Source organism: Pseudomonas sp. BMW13 (assembly GCF_013357275.1).
Taxonomy (GTDB): domain Bacteria; phylum Pseudomonadota; class Gammaproteobacteria; order Pseudomonadales; family Pseudomonadaceae; genus Aquipseudomonas; species Aquipseudomonas khazarica.
This window is the reverse complement of record NZ_SUKD01000002.1, coordinates 286,598-303,590: the sequence shown is the minus strand read 5'-3', so window position 1 is coordinate 303,590 and position 16,993 is coordinate 286,598. Positions and strand designations below refer to the sequence as shown.

The following is a 16,993-nucleotide window of genomic DNA, read 5'->3' as shown; positions in this document are numbered from 1 at the left end:
GTCAACGCAGCAGTACCAACGTAGGTAGTTTTTCAACGAACTGGTAAGCTGCGCAGCTTTTTCAGGCAGGTGCCCCCATGGATCCGCGAAGCGAAGTTCTCCTGCGCCAGGCCGAGCTGTTCGATGGCCAGGTACTGCTGGCAGGCCTGCCGGCCGATGACTTGCTCGGCGCACTGCCGCAGGCCCGTGGCTGGAACTGGCACGCCGGTGACCAGGCGCTGCTCGCTGCACGCTTTCCGGGGCGCAGCCAGTTCGACACGCAGATGCCGGCGGGTGACTACCGCGCCGCGGTGCTGTTCCTGCCGAAGTCGCGAGAGCTCGCGGACTACCTGCTGCAGGCCCTGGCCGCACGGCTGGCCGGCAAACCGCTGTACCTGGTGGGAGAGAAACGCGGCGGCATCGAGCGCGCCGCGAAACAGCTGGCCGTCTTCGGCAAGCCGCGCAAGCTCGACAGCGCCCGGCACTGCCAACTTTGGTGCGCCACTGTCGAACAGGCACCGCAGCAGCCGGACCTGCAGGCGCTGGCACAGCGTTACCCGTTGCAACTGAGCGACGGCACCCTGGAGATCGTCACCCTGCCGGGGGTCTTCGCCCACGGTCGCCTCGACCGCGGCAGCGCCCTGCTGCTGGAGCACCTGCAGGACCTGCCCAGCGGCCACCTGCTGGACTTCGGTTGTGGCGCGGGCGTGCTGGGCGCTGCACTCAAGCGCCGCTACCCATCGAGCCAGGTGACCCTGCTCGACGTCGACGCCTTCGCCCTGGCCAGCAGCCGGCTGACGCTGGCGCACAACGGTCTCGAGGCCGAGGTCATTGCCGGCAGCGGGATCGAGTCCGCCCCCGAGGCACTGAGCGCCATCATCAGCAACCCGCCTTTCCATCAGGGCGTGCACACCGATTACCAGGCCAGCGAGAACCTGCTGCTCCAGGCCGGCCGTCACCTCGTCAAGGGTGGAGAGCTGCGCCTGGTCGCCAACAGCTTTCTCAAGTATCCGCCGTTGATCGAGCGCCACCTCGGTCCCTGCCGCACCCTGGCCGAGGCCGATGGTTTCCGCATCTACAGCGCACGCCGCTGAACGGAGTTGCTTCGAACGCGGCGCACGGGCACAATGGCGCCCGTCCTAGGGGAGTAGTCTCCCGCGAGCGCCCTGCTCGCCCGGTATGCGTCAACACACTTGCTCCGCAGAGCATGGCGCATGCGACCCAAGGTCTGCTCAGACAGACCTGCGGTTTGACAAGACCTATGACACGTACAACCTCACCCGGGGGCGGGAAGGTCGTTCGTGTCATAAGCCGTGTTGACCCGCCCCTTTAGGAAACCTGATGCTGGAATCCCTGTTCGTACCCACCCTGATCGTTGCCCTCGCCGAAATCGGCGACAAGACGCAGCTGCTCGCCTTGCTGCTGGCGGCACGCTTTCGCAAACCCTGGCCGATCATCTGGGGCATCGTCGTCGCCACCCTGGCCAATCACTTCGCGGCGGGCGCCATCGGCAACTGGGTCGCCAGCTTCTTCTCCCCGGCAACCCTGAGCTGGATCCTTGCCGCGAGCTTCGTCGCGGTGGCGGCCTGGACGCTGGTACCGGACAAGCTGGACGACGACGAAGAATCCGGCCTGAAGAAATACGGCCCCTTCCTCACCACCCTGATCGCCTTCTTCCTCGCCGAAATGGGGGACAAGACCCAGGTCGCCACGGTGATGCTGGCGGCACAATATCCGCACTTCATCCTGGTGGTCGCCGGCACGACCCTGGGCATGCTGCTGGCCAACGTGCCCGTGGTGCTGGCCGGCAACTTCGCCGCCGAGCGCCTGCCGCTGACGCTCATCCGTCGCCTGGCAGCCTGCGCGTTCGCCGCCCTGGCCATCTATGCCGGCTACCAGGCGCTGAAGCTCAGCGGGCTGATCTGACGCTTCCATGACGCCAGCGAACCGGCATTTCGGCCAATCCCATCGCCCCCTGGCCTGCTGCTAAAGTGCGCACCACGTCACGTAAAACAGCAGGCCGCTGAACCCGTGCGCGACCGGCGCACGCCAGGTGCGGAGCCGCCATGGGCGCCCCGGTCACCTGTTCAACGGCCAGCGGCGCCAGCAGCCGGGAGGGCAACATGTCATTGGATGATCGCAAGAAGGTGGTGTGCCAGCACATCGACCTGGTCTGGAACAGAGGCCGCCTGGCGCTGGCCGAGCAACTGCACTCGCGCGACTTTCTCTACAAGAGTTCGTTCGTCGGTCATCCACTCGACAGCGCCGGCTTCATCCAGATGGTGCAGGACATTCGCCACGCCATGCCCGACCTGCAGGTGGTCATCGAGGAATGCATCGCCGAGGGCTGCAAGGTGGTGACCTGGAGCACGCTGATCGGCACCATCCAGAAACCGGCACTGGGTTACCCGCCCAGCGACAAGGTACTGAGCATCTCGGCCATGGCGTTCTGGACCCTGAGCCCAGGCAACGAAATCCAGGAAATCTGCACCATGTTCGACATGGAAAGCTTCCGCTCCCAACTGGGCCTGCAGACCCGCTCCTTCGCCGAAAAAGCCCTCCCCTGAGAAGACCTGCGGCGTACCATGCACGCCGCAGCAGCCCTGTCAGCGCTTGGCCCGAGCCTGTTCGTACAGCGGCATCACCTTGGGAATGGCCGCCTGCAGCGACGCGATACGGCTACTGGACGACGGGTGCGTGCTCATGAACTCGGGGGGCGCACCACCGCCGGCAGCCGCCATCTTCTGCCACAGGCTGATAGCGGCATTCGGGTCATAGCCCGCACGGGCAGCCAGTTCCAGTCCGATCAGGTCGGCCTCGTTCTCGTTGCCCCGACTGTTGGGCAGGGTGAGGCTGTACTGCACCACCGTATCGGCCATCGCCAGGCTGCTTTCACCCAGCCCCAGCAGAGCGCCGGCGCCCTGCTTGGCCAGTTCGATACCGTACGCCTTGGACATGGCTTCGCGGCTGTGCTCGCGCAGCGCATGCGCCATCTCGTGGCCCATGATCGCGGCGATCTCGTCGTCGCTCAGCTTGAGCTGCTCGATGATGCCGCTGTAGAAGATGATCTTGCCGCCCGGCCCGCAGTTGGCGTTGAGCTCGGGGCTCTTGATCAGGTTGACCTCCCACTGCCAGTTGGCCGCATCCGGGCGAAAACGCGGCGCTTGCGGAATCAGGCGGTTGGCGATGGTCTGCAGGCGCCGGGCATTGGCGCTGCTCTTGTCCAGCGCGCCCTTGCTCGAAGCTTCGCTCAGCGTCTGCTGATAGGACTGCGCATACATCTGATTGACTTCATCAGCTGACAGCATGCTGAACATGTATTGCTTGCGCTCGACGCCGACGGCACCCGCGCTGGTGGTATTGACCGCCTGGCAAGCGGAAATCAGCAACGCGGCTGCCAGGCCACTCAGGTGAAGAACCTTGCTCATCGAGCCATCTCCTTGCATGGGCCGCCTATGCTAGGCCGCCCCGGATACTCGGGCAACCGCCGCACTTGCGTGATGGCCAAGGGCAATCTTTGCTGAATGCAGCACTGACGCAAAGGATCATGCCAGGTCACTAAGGTTTTGCCCTGTCACGGCCGATACAACGTGACAGCCGCACATTGCGCTCGGGAGCTCTCATGAAGTTCAAGTCGATCCAGTTTTCCGTCGCCTTTCTGGCCGGCACCAGCGTGCTGGCGGTCGTCGTGGCCCTGGTGCTCTATGCCCTGTTCGCCGGAGACCGGACCCAGACGCTGGTCCAGCAGCGCACCCAGACCCTGCTCGAACGCGTCATCGAACAGCGCCTTGGCGCCCTGGCGCAAGCGCAGGTCAGTGAGATTCAGCGCGAACTGGAAGTGCCCTTGCAGATCACCGCCGACCTGGCGCGGGTCAACGCCATGCTTGGCATGACCGACAGCAATGGCAGCCCCCTGCTCAGCATCAGCCGCGAGGAGCTGGCCAGCCTGGTGCATGAGACCACGGCCGCCAATCCGAAGCTGCTGGGCAGCTACATCGGCTGGGAACCGAACGCCTTCGATGCCAGCGACGACCTCTACGCCGGCAGCAAGGAGAACGGCTACGACGGCAGCGGACGCTTCCTGCCCTGGTGGTACCGCAACGCCGACGGCAGCCTCGGCGTCGATGCCATCGGCTCGACCGAGAGCGAAGAACTCCTGCCCACCGGCGTGCGAGCCGGCGAGTACTACCTCTGCCCCAAGGAGCGCAAGCGTCCCTGCGTGATCGATCCGGCCCCCTACGACGTCGGCGGCAAGATGACCATGCTTGCCTCGTTCACCGCGCCGATCCTGGTCAATGGCGAGTTTCGCGGCATCGCCGGTGCCGACCTGGCCGTCAACTTCATTCAGGAACTGCTGGTCAAGGCCGACTCGCAGCTGTATGACGGCGCCGGGGACATGGCACTGATCGCCAGCAACGGCCGTCTGGTCGCCTCGACCAAGGCGCCGGACAAACTCGGCGAACCGGCCACCGCGCTGCTCGATGCCAACGAGGTCAGCAACCTGGGCAAACTGCAACCCGGTCAGCCGCTCTACGCCATCGACGCCAAGGACGACCCGGACCACAGCCATATCGAACTGTTCCTCAGTTTCAACATCGGCCAGAGCGATGCGCGCTGGGTGATGATGGTGGTGCTGCCGCTGAAAGCGGTCATGGCCGACCTCTATCAACTGCAGGACGACCTGGCGAGCCAGCGCGACAGCGACACCCTGGGCATGACTCTGGTGGGCCTGCTGATCGCCGGCCTCGGTTTGCTGGTCATCTGGTTCGTGGGCTACGGCATTGCCCGCCCGCTGCGGCAGATGGTCGGCATGCTGGACGACATGGCCAAGGGCGACGGCGACCTGACGGTACGCCTGCAGGTGGAGCGTACCGACGAACTCGGCCAGATCGCCCAGGGCTTCAACGCCTTCCTGACCAAGCTGCAGGCGATGATCGCCTCCGTGGTGACCTCGGTGCAGCAGGTCAGCGACTCCTCCGAGCACACCGCCGATATCGCCATCCGCACCAACCAGGGCGTGCAGAAGCAGCTCGCCGAGATCGAGCTCGTGGCCACCGCCGTGCATGAGATGACCGCCACCGCCCAGGACGTCGCACGCAATGCCACCCACGCCGCCGAAGCGGCCAACCATGCCGACCGCGCGGCCAACCAGGGCAAGCAGGTCGTGCAGGAAACCTCGGCCGCCATCGCCGCGCTGGCCAGCGAAATCGGTCGCGCCGTGGGCGTGGTGCAGAACCTGGCCAAGGACAGCGAGAACATCAACGCCATCCTGGTCGCCATCCGTGGCATTGCCGAACAGACCAACCTGCTCGCGCTCAACGCCGCCATCGAGGCCGCCCGCGCAGGCGAGCAGGGTCGTGGCTTCGCCGTGGTCGCCGATGAGGTGCGCAACCTGGCGCAGAAGACCCAGCAGGCCACCGAAGAAATCCAGACCATGATCCAGCAGTTGCAGCAGGGCACCCGCGAAGTGGTCAAGGTGATGGAGCAGAGCCAGAGCAAGACCGACGACAGCGTGGAACACGCCAACCAGGCGGCCAGCTCGCTGGAAGACATCACCCAGGCGGTCTCGGTGATCAACGACATGAACACGCAGATCGCCAGCGCCGCCGAAGAACAGAGCGCCGTCGCCGAGGACATCAACCGCAACGTCACCAATATCGGTCAGGTCGCCAACGAAGTCGCCGGCGGGGCCGACGAAGCCAGCCAGGCCAGCGCCCAGTTGACCAAGCTGGCCGAGCAACAGCGCCGCCTGATCAATCAGTTCAGGGTCTAGTCGCGGTTATCGGCAGGGGCGCATGCCCCTGCCGAGGCGGCGCCTCAGGCTGGCGTCAGGCACTCCGGTGCATCCAGCTGCGGGTCGTTGACCAGCGTCGCCAGCGGACGCTCTCGCAACGCCACCGGGGATTTGGCCAGCAGCGCGGCCAACTGCTCGGCCGAGGCCTCGTCGCTCAACCACAGGGCCTGCTCGTGTTCATCGAGAATCAGCGGGCGCCGCAACGAGGCAGCGGCCTGGGTCACCAGCGCCACGCTCAGGTACTCGTGCCCGCCCACCGGGTAGATTTCCCACAGCGCCGCGAAATACATCAGCGGCTCGCCATTGGTCATCCAGTACGGGCGCTTGCGCGCCGCACCACGCCACTCGAAGAAGCCATTGGCCGGCAGCAGGCCGCGACGCTGACGAAAGGGCTCGCGGAACATCGGTTGCTCGGTCAGGGTTTCGGCCCGCGCATGCGCCGGCGTCTTCGACAGGTCCTTGAGCCAGGCCGGCGTCAGCCCCCAACGCGCCGGCGCCAGCACCCGGCCGCCCTCGCCGGCATGCATCAGCAGCACCTGAGCGTTTGGCGCGAAGTTCCAGTGCGGCTGCTGATCAGCGGGAAAACCTGGCAGCGCCGCAAAAGCGGGCGACCAGCGAAACAGGGCATAACGTCCACACATGAAACGGCTCGACAGGCAACGGGCGACTCAACACAGCAATTCGCCCTGGAAGGACTCCGGTTCGTCACCGGGCACGGGTTGTGCCGCATTGTACTCGGCGATCAGCGCCCGCGCCTGCTCGGCATCCTCGTTGCCGACCATCAGCCCGAGCAGACCGCACGCCGGCAGCTCACCCACCGCCCCCACCAGGTGCTGCCCCTGCAGATGCGCGCCGATGCCTTCGCTGGCCAGCATGTCCACCAGCAACTGGCCTTCCAGCATGTTCTCCGGTTCGTAGATTCGCTGCATCAGTCGTTTTCTCCCCGCACATCCAGCTGCCAGTCTTCGCCATCGGTGCGCAGCTCGAACTCGATGGGCCGGCAACACACCGGACAATCCTCGATATAGGACTGGTCCCCCGCCGACAGGTCGAGCACGGCTTCCACCGGCTCCCCGCAATAGGGGCAGATATAGGCCTCGGTTTCCAGCATCGCGGCCTCCTTGTGACTTGGCGGTATAATCACCGGTCTATTGCTGAGCCTGCCAGACAGGCTGTCGCTTTTAACCTTAGTCGTTCTAGATCAAGAGAGCATGATGGGCGCATTCGATGCCATCCGACCTTATGCCGACACAGAAGTGCGCCCCGTACTGGCGCGCCTGCTCGCCGACCCGGCGTTTCTCGGCACCCTCACCCGCTTTCGCTTTCCGCGATTGGCCGGTCCACTCGGCTGGCTGCTCAAGCCGCTGATCGCCGCGCGCCTGCGCAGCGAATTCGCCAGCGTCGACTCGGTGGCCAGGCTTCAGGAGAAGATCGAACCCTACATCGATCGCACCATTGAACATGCCAGCGACGGTATCAGCTACTCCGGCCTGGAGCACCTGCAGTCCGGCAAGCCCTACCTGTACCTGGCCAACCATCGCGACATCGTCATGGACCCGGCGTTCGTCAACTACGCCGTCTACCATGCCGGCCTGCAGACGCCGCGTATCGCCATCGGCGACAACCTGCTGCAGCGGCCCTTCGTCAGCGACCTGATGCGCCTGAACAAGAGTTTCATCGTGCATCGCTCGATCAGCGGACGCCGCGAGAAGCTGGCGGCGTATCAACTGCTCTCGGCCTACATCAACCACTCGATCCGCGAGGATGGCGAGTCGATCTGGATCGCCCAGGCCGAGGGGCGCGCCAAGGACGGTGACGACCGCACCGATTCGGCGATCCTCAAGATGTTCCACATGAGCCGCAAGGACGAGCCGTTCGCCGAGGTAATCGACTCGCTCAACCTGATCCCGGTCTCGATCAGCTACGAGTACGACCCCTGCGATCAGGCCAAGGCCCGCGAGCTGAGTATTCGTGCAGCCACCGGCAGCTACACCAAGGCCCCCGGCGAAGATGACAGCAGCATCGCGCTGGGCATCACCGGGTACAAGGGGCGGGTGCACCTGCACTTCGGCCCGCCGGTCGGCGGCCTGGAGGACACCAAGCAACTGGCCCAGGCGCTGGACCGTCACATCCTCGGCCAGTACCGCCTGTTCCCGGTGCACTACCTGGCATACGCCATGTGGGAAGGCCGCGAAGCCGAGCTGAACGTGCCCTCAGCCAGCGAGCTGTTTGCCAGCGCCGACCTGGCCAAGGCCGAAGCCGAGTGGAACAGGCGCCTTGCCGGCTGCAGCGAGGAGGAAAAACCCTACCTCATCCTGCAATACGCCAACCCGGTGCGAAACCAGTACCGGATCAAGGCCGGCCTGCCGCTCTAGGCCTGCAGAAATGCAAACGGCAGCCCGATGGCTGCCGTTCGCGTCTATCGCATGCCCCTCAGAGGCGCGTGCTGAACCAGGACAGCAGCAGGGCCGAGCCCAGGCAGGCTGCCCCGAAGCGATAGAAGAAGCGGTTGATGCGCAGCGTGCGCTCATCCTGATCCTGGACATCCAGTTCGCCGTCGGCGAGCACACGCGCCAGACCCCGCTGCTCACGTACGCGCGTCACCAGGCACAACCAGGCGCCCGCCACGGCGAAGAACAACGCCAGCGAATTCACCGCCCCGGCCGGATGAGCGAGAAACAGCGACCACAACACCTGCAGCGACATGCAACACCTCGAGTTCAGCATGGTGCAGCAACCCCGCCACCGCACCAGAATGGGGATTCGCGGCTGAGCACGGGCGCATTCCAGCCAATCAAAATCGTCGCGCAGTGTACTGAACTCGCGCCTTTATAAGGTTCGTTTCCGACGAACGCAGCGTGCTATCCCGAAATCGTCTGAAAACTGTCATCCGCCTGGCCTAAGGTTTGTATCTCTCAAGATGACCAAACAGTCACAGCTGTTCTTGGAGACTACCCCACGTCCTAGGAGGACCTGTCATGCTCAATCCCCAACCGCTGGATCGCGATTATCTGATCGACTCGCTGGATGAAGTGGATGCCGTGGTCGACGAACTTTCCTTCAACGTACAGGACCAGCACTGGCTGGTTTACTGCGCCCTTGGCGGTCACGAGCATTACGACCTGCCGGACATCGACAATCGTACCGGCATGAGCCTGCCGGAGCTTTACGACCAGGCGGCATGAACGCCCAGGACAAATGAAAACGCCCCGCAATGCGGGGCGTTTTCGTTGCAGGGGCCGTACTTACTGCAGCAGCACCTGGCCGATGGTCGGGTCCTTGAAGGCCCGCGTCAGCGCATCGCTGAGCACATCGCCGACCAGCTTGGTGTTGGTCTGCTGGTTCGGCGCGGTGCCGAAGCGCTGGTTGAGCGAAGCGCCATAACGGCCGGTGTAGCGACGGCTGCCGCCTTGCACATCGGCACGGATGGAGGCGGAGATGTCTGCCTCGGTCACGTACATGCCTTCCTTCGGCGACTGGTACTTCAGGTCCGCCAGGGTGATGGTCAGCTGCGGCGCGTTGTAGGCGTTGGCGGATGGGGTGAAACCGAGCAGGCGCACCGCCGCCTCGGCCTCGGCCTGCAGCTTGGGCAACAGGTTCTCGCCGCTGACGCTGATGGCGCTGGTCTCCGGGTACAGGCCACCGCGCGTGCCCAGTACCGGCGAGGACCGGCCATCGACCACACGCACGACCACCGGCTGACCCTGGCCCACCGGGGTCAGCGAGCTGGTGAGCTTGGGTTGCGGGGTGAGTTGCTGAGGGCTGAGGGCGCAACCCGCCAGCGTCAGGCTGGTGGCAGCAAGCAGGGCGATCAACGCACGGTGCAGCATGCTCATCTCTCCGAGTGAGGTAAAAGTGGCCAGCAGTATACTCAGCGCGGCCAGCGGCCAACAGTACTGAGACCCGAGCGGCGGCGCCGGGGTTCCTGTCATCAGGCTGTCACCGCGTCAGGGCATAAAGGCTGCAGTCACCACGCTGGAGCCTTCGCCATGCTTTTGCACCGCCTGTTCGGCCGTTCCCGCCCGATGCGCCACTTCGCCCTGCTCGATGCCCAGGGCTGCTGCCGTGCGCTACGGCAGGTGCAGGAGCACCCGAGCCAACCCGGCTGGGTGGAAGTCAGTGAACCCAACGCCTCGTGGCTGGGCGCCCCCCTGCCTGCCGGCGCCAGGGTCATGCCGGTCGTCAGCCATACGCGAGCGGCCCGCCCGTTGGCGGCCTGACCGGCGGAAGAATAAAAGTCACGCAAGACCGATCAATTTCCCCTCATTCACCGTTATAATCGCGCCCCGATTATAAGGACGTCTCCTGATCGGGCCGCACGACCTCGCCGATGCAACGTCATCGCCCCGCCCCAGAGAGTCGCCCACTTCGAGCTGCCGTATCCGGCCAGCCGCTTTTCGCCCATATGCAGAGCCGATGGCAGCCATGCATTGCATGACGTGCACGGGCAAAAGCGCGCCGAGGCAGTCGAGCTTTTGAGGTTCACAGCTCCAAAAGAGCGTGAAAAGAACGGTTTTTACAAACTTCACAAGAGTGTGGCGAACAGATGAACAGTTTTGCGTCCGCAATTCCCAGCCTTGACCCTCCCCGCCGAACGGCATGGCCTTACGTCTGAGTCTGTCGGTATCGCCCTGAAAGGCCGCATGGCCGTCCATCTGGTGCAGATTTTCCTGGAGAGAGGTTAATGGCGCATAACGATTACCAAAGCGTGGATGTGGTGCTGGTGGGTGCCGGCATCATGAGCGCGACCCTGGGCGTGCTGCTCAAGGAACTCAACCCCGGCATCACGCTGGAAGTGGTAGAGCTGCGCGAGTCTGGCGCAGTGGAAAGCTCCAACCCCTGGAACAACGCCGGTACCGGCCATGCCGCACTGTGCGAACTGAACTACACCCCGGAAGGCGCGGACGGCAGCATCGACATCAAGAAGTCGGTGAGCATCAATGCCCAGTTCGAGGAGTCCAAGCAGTTCTGGGCCTACCTGATCGGCAAGGGCGCGATCCAGTCGCCGAAGACGTTCATCAATCCCGTCCCGCACATGAGCTTCGTGCGCGGTGATACCGGCAAGGCCTTCCTCAAGAAGCGCTTCGAGGCGCTGCGCCAGCATCATGCCTTCACCGACATGGAGTACACCGAGGACCGCGCCACCATCGCCGAATGGGCGCCGCTGCTGATCCCCGGCCGTGACGGCAACGAGCCGCTGGCGATGACCCGCGTGCAGGCCGGTACCGACGTCAACTTCGGTGCGGTCACCGAACAGATGCTCGGCTACCTGACCACGCAACCGAACGCCACGGTCACCTGCAACCAGAAGGTTACCGACCTCCAGCGTGACGGCGAAGGCTGGCTGGTGGACATCAAGGACACCCGCTCGGGCGCCACGCGCAAGCTCAAGAGCAAGTTCGTCTTCCTCGGTGCCGGTGGTGGTGCACTCCCGCTGCTGCAACTCTCCGGCATTCCCGAAGGCAAAGGCTTCGGCGGCTTCCCGGTCAGCGGTCAGTGGCTGCGCTGCGACAACCCGGAGATCGTCAAGCAGCACCAGGCCAAGGTCTACAGCCAGGCCGCCGTGGGCTCGCCGCCCATGTCCGTGCCGCACCTGGACACCCGCGTGGTGGACGGCAAGAAATCCCTGCTGTTCGGCCCGTACGCCGGCTTCACCACCAAGTTCCTCAAGCACGGTTCGTTCCTCGACCTGCCGCTGTCGGTACGCCCCAACAACATCGGCCCGATGCTGGCGGTGGCGCGCGACAACATGGACCTGACCCGCTACCTGATCAAGGAAGTGATGCAGTCCGAGGCGCAGCGCCTGGAGACCCTGCGTGGTTTCTACCCGGAAGCCAAGCCCGAGGACTGGCGCCTGGAAGTGGCCGGCCAGCGCGTGCAGATCATCAAGAAGGACGCCAAGAACGGCGGCATCCTGCAGTTCGGCACCGAGCTGGTGGCAGCAGAGGACGGCACCATCGCCGCCCTGCTCGGCGCCTCCCCGGGCGCCTCGGTGACCGTGTCGATCATGCTCGACCTGATCCGTCGCTGCTTCCCCGAGCAGGCCGACAGCGCCGAATGGCGCAGCAAGCTGGACGAGATCTTCCCGGCCATGGCCGACGTCCTGGCCAAGGACGCCGAGCGCTACCGCGAAGTGCAGGCGCAGTCGAACCAGCGCCTGCAGCTGGACCAGCCCAGCGCCTGATCCGCCCGACAAAAAAACCGCCCCTCGGGGCGGTTTTTTCATGGCTTGCGGCAACGCGTCGGTGCAGTGCCGGCGCGATCCCTCAGGGCTTGCCCCAGGGCAGGATCGGGATGGCGGTCACCGCATTCTGCGGGCTGCCCTCGATCACCCGGTCACTGTAGACCAGGTACACCAGGGTATTGCGCTGCTCGTCGAAGAAACGCACCACCTGCATGGTCTTGAACACCAGCGAGGTGCGCTCCTTGAACACCTCCTCGCCGTCCTCGAGCCTGCCCTTGAAGGTGATCGGCCCGACCTGACGGCAGGCCAGGGACGCCTCGGCACGGTCCTCGGCCAGCCCGAGCCCGCCCTTCACGCCGCCGGTCTTGGCCCGCGACAGGTAGCAGGTCACGCCCTCGACCTTGGGATCATCGAACGCCTCGACGACGATCTTGTCGTTCGGGCCGAGCCACTTGAACACCGTGGACACCTCGCCGATGGTCTCGGCCAGTGCCAACCCTGGCAGCAACATGACACTCAACGCAATTCCCTTGAACAGACGCATGCCTCGCTCCCTTTTCACTAGACCAGGATCAGGTTGTCCCGGTGCACCAACTCGGGTTCATCGACGTAACCCAGCAGCTTTTCGATGGCGTCGGTGGGCTGGCCAATGATCTTCTGCGCTTCCAGCGCGCTGTAGTTGACCAGACCACGGGCAATCTCGCGACCATCAGGTGCCACGCAGACCACCATCTCACCGCGGCGGAAACTCCCCTGCACCGCCTTCACACCCACGGGCAGCAGGCTCTTGTGGTCCTGCTTGAGCGCCTTGACCGCGCCGGCATCGAGCACCAGGGTACCGCGTGTCTGCAGATGCCCGGCCAGCCACTGCTTGCGTGCCGCCAGCAGACCGCGCTCGGGGGCCAGCAGGGTGCCCAGGCGCTCGCCAGCCTGCAGGCGGGCCAGCACCTGCTCGATGGCGCCACCGACGATCACGGTATGCGCGCCGGAGCGTGCCGCCAGGCGCGAGGCACGCAGCTTGGTCTGCATGCCGCCACGCCCCAGCGCGCCGCCCACGCCACCGGCCACGGCGTCCAGTGCCGGGTCGTCGGCACGCGCTTCGGAAATCAGCTCGGCATCGGGGTTGTGACGGGGATCGGCGTTGTACATGCCGTCGCGGTCGGTGAGGATCACCAGCAGATCGGCCTCCACCAGGTTGGCCACCAGCGCGGCCAGGGTGTCGTTGTCACCAAAGCGGATCTCGTCGGTGACCACCGTGTCGTTCTCGTTGATCACCGGCACCACGTCCAGGCCCACCAGCGTACGCAGGGTGCTGCGTGCGTTGAGGTAGCGCTTGCGGTCGGAAAGATCGTCGTGGGTCAGCAGGATCTGCGCGGTGCGTCGGTTGTGCTCGGCAAAGCTCGACTCCCAGGCCTGCACCAGCGCCATCTGGCCGATGGCGGCGGCGGCCTGCAGCTCGTGCATCGCACTCGGTCGGCTGGTCCAGCCCAGGCGGCTCATGCCGGCAGCCACGGCGCCGGAAGACACCAGCACCAGTTCCACGCCCTGCTCACGCAGCGCGACCATCTGCTTGACCCATACCGCCATGGCCGCACGATCCAGGCCACGCCCGTCGGCGGTCAGCAACGCACTGCCGATCTTCACCACCCAGCGCTTCGCGCCGGTCACCTTGTCACGCATGATCTTCCAGCCTTAGTCAGACACGATGGGTTCCAGCCCACCTACAAAAACGCCGCAATTAAGCGGCGTTGGAAAATTTGCTTAATCCCGGACGTAGATGATTTCCGGGCCGTCGTCGTCTTCATCGTCGAAGAAGTCATCGTCTTCGTCGATATCATCGACACTGCGTACCCCAGCCTTGCGCAGCGCACGCTGGTCATCCAGCGCCTGCAGACGGGCACGCGCCTCGTCCTCGATGCGCTGATCCAGCTCGGCCACCTCTTCGGCGAACACCGGGTCCTCGGCGATGCGCTCACCGCGCACTTCCAGGTAATGCATGATGTCGCGACTGATGCGCTCGGTGCCGTCGCGGCTGATGGCGGAAACCACGTAGACCGGGCCCTGCCAGTTGAGGCGGGCAACGATGTCGGCCTTGCGCGCTTCGCGCTCTTCTTCCGGGATCTGGTCCATCTTGTTCAGCACCAGCCAGCGGTCACGCTCGGCCAGCGCTGGGCTGAAGCGGCCCAGTTCGTCGATGATCACCTGCGCCGCCTCGGCCGGATCGCTCTCGTCCAGCGGCGCCATGTCCACCAGGTGCAGCAGCAGGCGGGTACGCGCCAGGTGCTTGAGGAAGCGAATCCCCAGGCCGGCGCCTTCCGACGCGCCTTCGATCAGCCCCGGAATATCGGCGACGACGAAGCTCTTGAAGCGGTCGACACTGACCACCCCCAGGTTCGGCACCAGGGTGGTGAAGGGATAGTCGGCGACCTTCGGCTTCGCGGCGGAAACGGCGCGGATGAAGGTACTCTTGCCGGCATTGGGCAGGCCCAGCAGGCCGACGTCCGCGAGGACCTTCAGCTCCAGCTTGAGATCGCGCGAGTCCCCCGGCTTGCCCGGTGTGGTCTGGCGCGGCGCACGGTTGGTGCTGGACTTGAAGCGCGTGTTGCCCAGGCCATGCCAGCCACCCTGAGCGACCATCAGACGCTGGCCGGCCTTGACCAGGTCGCCGATCACTTCCTGCGTCGCCACGTCGATCACCGTGGTGCCGACCGGCACCGGCAGGATCAGGTCCTCGCCCTTGGCGCCGGTGCAGTCGGTGCTGCCACCCTTCTCGCCGTTCTGGGCGTGGAATTTGCGCGTGTAGCGGTAATCGATCAGGGTGTTGAGGTTCTCGTCGGCCTGGAGGAATACCGAGCCACCGTCACCACCGTCACCCCCGTTGGGGCCACCCTTCTCGATGAACTTCTCGCGGCGGAAGCTCATCATGCCGTTACCGCCGTCACCGGCTTTTACAAATATCGATACTTCGTCGACGAATTTCATCAGTCTGCCTCCCGCTTCATCTGCGGGCTGGGGGAACGCTTGCCGAATCATCCAGGACTAGCGGATTGGGCAAGCGCACCAAAGATACACAAACAAAAAAGCCCCGTCCTACGGACAGGGCTTTTCCAGCGCGTAGGCGATTAGGCCTGAACAACGCTCACGTAGCGACGGCCGAAAGCGCCCTTCACTTCGAACTTGACCACGCCTTCGACTTTAGCGAAGAGGGTGTGGTCCTTGCCGATGCCCACGCCGAAACCGGGGTGGAACTGAGTGCCGCGCTGACGCACGATGATGTTGCCGGCCTTGATGACCTGGCCACCGTACATTTTCACGCCAAGGCGTTTACTTTCGGAATCGCGGCCGTTACGGGTAGAACCGCCAGCTTTTTTGTGTGCCATGAGTCAATACTCCTATAAAGGGATCGGGGCCGACGAATCAGGCCTGGATACCGGTGATTTTGATCTCAGTGAACCACTGACGGTGGCCCTGACGCTTCATGTGGTGCTTACGACGGCGGAACTTGATGATGCGCACTTTGTCGTGACGGCCTTGCGAAACGACTTCGGCAACCACTTTGGCACCGTCTACGACCGGGGCGCCGATTTTAACGTCGTCGCCATTGCCGATCAGCAGAACGCGATCGAAAGTCACGGCGTCGCCAGTGGCGAGCTCGAGTTTCTCGATCTTGAGGAATTCGCCTTCGGTGACTTTGTATTGCTTGCCACCAGTAACAATTACTGCGTACATGGTAAATCTCCGTTGATCCTGCTCACCCAGCGCTTTAGAAAAGTCGTTGTTGGCTGGCATGGCTGCTCGGGGCCGGAAGTGACACCCTTGCAATTGCGTAAGGCAGGGAAATGCCCAGGGGGAAGTTCAGGGTGCGCGATTGTACGCAAGCGCCGAACGCTGCGCAAGGGCCGCAAGTGCTTGCCTTGACAGCCCCTACCCTGCCACCTAGCATGCCGCGCAGTTTAGAAGGAGCGCCCTTTGTCGATGCAACCCCAGGCTTTCTACCGCGTGGTGGCGGACGATTTCACCGCCGTCGACGGCATCATCCGCCAACAGGTGGTTTCTCGCGTGCCGCTGGTGGAAAAGATCGGCGACTATATCATCTCTGCCGGTGGCAAACGCCTGCGCCCGCTACTGGTCCTGCTCAGCGGTCGTGCGCTGGGTTACCAGGCTGACGACCTGCGCCTGCTGGCTGCGACCATCGAGTTCCTGCACACCGCGACACTGCTGCATGACGACGTCGTCGACATGTCCGACATGCGTCGTGGCCGCAGCACCGCCAACGCCCAGTGGGGCAACGCGCCAAGCGTTCTGGTGGGCGACTTCCTTTATTCCCGCTCCTTCGAAATGATGGTCGAACTCGGCTCCATGCCGGTGATGAAGATCCTCTCCCACGCCACCCGCGTGATCGCCGAGGGTGAAGTGCTGCAGCTGTCCAAGGTCCGTGACGCCAGCACCACGGAAGAGACCTACATGGAGGTCATCCGCGGCAAGACCGCGATGCTCTTCGAGGCCTCCACCCATGCCGCAGCCGCCCTGGCCAATGCCGACGAGACGCAGCGCGAGGCCCTGCGCACCTTCGGTGATCACCTGGGCATCGCCTTCCAGCTGGTCGATGATCTGCTCGACTACAAGGGCGACGCCGCCAGCCTGGGCAAGAACGTTGGTGATGACCTGGCCGAGGGCAAGCCGACCCTGCCGCTGATCTACACCATGCGCGAAGGCACCGAAGAGCAGGCTGCCCTGGTACGCCGTGCGATCCAGAAGGGTGGCATCGAGGACCTGGAGAGCATCCGTGCCGCCGTGGAAGCTGCCGGCGCCCTGGACTACACCGCCAGGCTCGCGCGCGACTACGCCGAGCGCGCCATCGCCTGCCTGGAAGTCCTGCCGCAGGGTGAATACCGCGACGCCCTGATCGAGCTGAGCCGCTTCGCCGTGGCGCGCACCCACTGACCATATCGCACCCTAGTCGCTCGTAGCCCGGATGCAATCCGGGATTCTCTGCACCTGGCCATTCCCCGGATTGCATCCGGGCTACAGGATCC

The 16,993-nt window shown here is 64.5% G+C and carries 20 protein-coding genes; 9 read left to right on the top strand and 11 right to left on the bottom strand.

Features of this window, described 5'->3' with window-relative positions; all coding sequences use genetic code 11:
* Positions 1-77 precede the first annotated feature (77 nt).
* The 3 genes from E4487_RS02530 (at position 78) to E4487_RS02520 (ending at position 2,546) form a co-directional block, all read left to right on the top strand.
* Complete coding sequence (locus tag E4487_RS02530; RefSeq protein ID WP_134675670.1) at positions 78-1,073, top strand: class I SAM-dependent methyltransferase; 996 nt, start codon at positions 78-80, stop codon at positions 1,071-1,073.
* A gap of 250 nt (positions 1,074-1,323) precedes the next feature.
* A complete protein-coding gene (locus tag E4487_RS02525; protein WP_167494324.1) occupies positions 1,324-1,905 on the top strand; it encodes a TMEM165/GDT1 family protein in 582 nt (193 codons plus the stop codon).
* A 197-nt stretch (positions 1,906-2,102) separates the two neighbouring features.
* Positions 2,103-2,546: an ester cyclase gene (locus E4487_RS02520; RefSeq protein WP_037051056.1), complete on the top strand. Its 444-nt coding sequence runs from the start codon at positions 2,103-2,105 to the stop codon at positions 2,544-2,546.
* Between the two features lie 39 nt (positions 2,547-2,585).
* Here the strand turns inward: E4487_RS02520 and E4487_RS02515 are convergent, their stop codons facing one another.
* On the bottom strand, positions 2,586-3,407 hold the full coding sequence (locus tag E4487_RS02515; protein ID WP_134675671.1) for a M48 family metallopeptidase: 822 nt from the start codon (positions 3,405-3,407) through the stop codon (positions 2,586-2,588).
* 194 nt (positions 3,408-3,601) lie between these two features.
* On the opposite strand from E4487_RS02515, the gene E4487_RS02510 reads away from it, so the two are divergent.
* Complete coding sequence (locus E4487_RS02510; RefSeq protein ID WP_134675672.1) at positions 3,602-5,752, top strand: methyl-accepting chemotaxis protein; 2,151 nt, start codon at positions 3,602-3,604, stop codon at positions 5,750-5,752.
* Between the two features lie 44 nt (positions 5,753-5,796).
* On the opposite strand, the gene E4487_RS02505 is transcribed toward E4487_RS02510, so the two are convergent.
* Genes E4487_RS02505 through E4487_RS02495 form a run of 3 tightly spaced genes read right to left on the bottom strand, consistent with a single transcriptional unit; the run spans position 5,797 to position 6,884 of the window.
* Positions 5,797-6,414 carry an SOS response-associated peptidase gene (locus E4487_RS02505; protein WP_134675673.1) on the bottom strand — a complete coding sequence of 206 codons (618 nt, stop codon included), beginning with the start codon at positions 6,412-6,414 and terminating at the stop codon, positions 5,797-5,799.
* Between the two features lie 27 nt (positions 6,415-6,441).
* Positions 6,442-6,702, bottom strand: coding sequence for a DUF2007 domain-containing protein (locus tag E4487_RS02500; protein ID WP_037050940.1), 261 nt, complete (start codon positions 6,700-6,702; stop codon positions 6,442-6,444).
* Positions 6,702-6,884, bottom strand: coding sequence for a CPXCG motif-containing cysteine-rich protein (locus tag E4487_RS02495; protein ID WP_037050941.1), 183 nt, complete (start codon positions 6,882-6,884; stop codon positions 6,702-6,704). Before E4487_RS02495 ends, E4487_RS02500 begins: the two co-directional genes overlap by 1 nt.
* 100 nt (positions 6,885-6,984) lie before the next feature.
* Here E4487_RS02495 and E4487_RS02490 point away from each other — a divergent pair, with 100 nt between their 5' ends.
* On the top strand, positions 6,985-8,148 hold the full coding sequence (locus tag E4487_RS02490; RefSeq protein ID WP_134675674.1) for a 1-acyl-sn-glycerol-3-phosphate acyltransferase: 1,164 nt from the start codon (positions 6,985-6,987) through the stop codon (positions 8,146-8,148).
* Positions 8,149-8,206: 58 nt separating this feature from the next.
* Here the strand turns inward: E4487_RS02490 and E4487_RS02485 are convergent, their stop codons facing one another.
* Positions 8,207-8,479 carry a hypothetical protein gene (locus E4487_RS02485; protein WP_037050946.1) on the bottom strand — a complete coding sequence of 91 codons (273 nt, stop codon included), beginning with the start codon at positions 8,477-8,479 and terminating at the stop codon, positions 8,207-8,209.
* Positions 8,480-8,751: 272 nt separating this feature from the next.
* Here E4487_RS02485 and E4487_RS02480 point away from each other — a divergent pair, with 272 nt between their 5' ends.
* Complete coding sequence (locus E4487_RS02480) at positions 8,752-8,958, top strand: hypothetical protein (RefSeq protein ID WP_037050948.1); 207 nt, start codon at positions 8,752-8,754, stop codon at positions 8,956-8,958.
* Between the two features lie 60 nt (positions 8,959-9,018).
* Here E4487_RS02480 and E4487_RS02475 read toward each other — a convergent pair whose 3' ends face one another.
* The gene (locus E4487_RS02475; protein ID WP_037050950.1) at positions 9,019-9,603 is read right to left on the bottom strand and encodes a YajG family lipoprotein; all 585 of its coding nucleotides are present in this window, start codon (positions 9,601-9,603) and stop codon (positions 9,019-9,021) included.
* A 159-nt stretch (positions 9,604-9,762) separates the two neighbouring features.
* On the opposite strand from E4487_RS02475, the gene E4487_RS02470 reads away from it, so the two are divergent.
* Both E4487_RS02470 and mqo read left to right on the top strand, forming a co-directional pair.
* On the top strand, positions 9,763-9,993 hold the full coding sequence (locus tag E4487_RS02470; RefSeq protein WP_037050953.1) for a hypothetical protein: 231 nt from the start codon (positions 9,763-9,765) through the stop codon (positions 9,991-9,993).
* A gap of 464 nt (positions 9,994-10,457) precedes the next feature.
* Positions 10,458-11,957: a malate dehydrogenase (quinone) gene (gene mqo, locus E4487_RS02465; RefSeq protein ID WP_134675675.1), complete on the top strand. Its 1,500-nt coding sequence runs from the start codon at positions 10,458-10,460 to the stop codon at positions 11,955-11,957.
* A gap of 82 nt (positions 11,958-12,039) precedes the next feature.
* On the opposite strand, the gene E4487_RS02460 is transcribed toward mqo, so the two are convergent.
* From E4487_RS02460 to rplU, 5 genes are all read right to left on the bottom strand, one after another.
* Complete coding sequence (locus tag E4487_RS02460; RefSeq protein ID WP_134675676.1) at positions 12,040-12,501, bottom strand: CreA family protein; 462 nt, start codon at positions 12,499-12,501, stop codon at positions 12,040-12,042.
* 17 nt (positions 12,502-12,518) lie between these two features.
* On the bottom strand, positions 12,519-13,637 hold the full coding sequence (gene proB / locus E4487_RS02455; RefSeq protein ID WP_037050961.1) for a glutamate 5-kinase: 1,119 nt from the start codon (positions 13,635-13,637) through the stop codon (positions 12,519-12,521).
* An 81-nt stretch (positions 13,638-13,718) separates the two neighbouring features.
* Positions 13,719-14,939 (bottom strand): Obg family GTPase CgtA, encoded by a 1,221-nt coding sequence (cgtA, locus tag E4487_RS02450; RefSeq protein ID WP_037050962.1) that lies wholly within the window; start codon positions 14,937-14,939, stop codon positions 13,719-13,721.
* 140 nt (positions 14,940-15,079) lie between these two features.
* The gene (gene rpmA, locus E4487_RS02445; protein WP_031303584.1) at positions 15,080-15,337 is read right to left on the bottom strand and encodes a 50S ribosomal protein L27; all 258 of its coding nucleotides are present in this window, start codon (positions 15,335-15,337) and stop codon (positions 15,080-15,082) included.
* Positions 15,338-15,374: 37 nt separating this feature from the next.
* Entirely contained in the window at positions 15,375-15,686 is a 312-nt protein-coding gene (rplU, locus tag E4487_RS02440) for a 50S ribosomal protein L21 (protein ID WP_037050963.1), read from the bottom strand.
* 246 nt (positions 15,687-15,932) lie between these two features.
* Between rplU and E4487_RS02435 the strand changes: the two genes are divergently transcribed.
* Entirely contained in the window at positions 15,933-16,901 is a 969-nt protein-coding gene (locus E4487_RS02435) for a polyprenyl synthetase family protein (RefSeq protein ID WP_037050964.1), read from the top strand.
* The last annotated feature ends 92 nt before the right edge of the window (positions 16,902-16,993 follow it).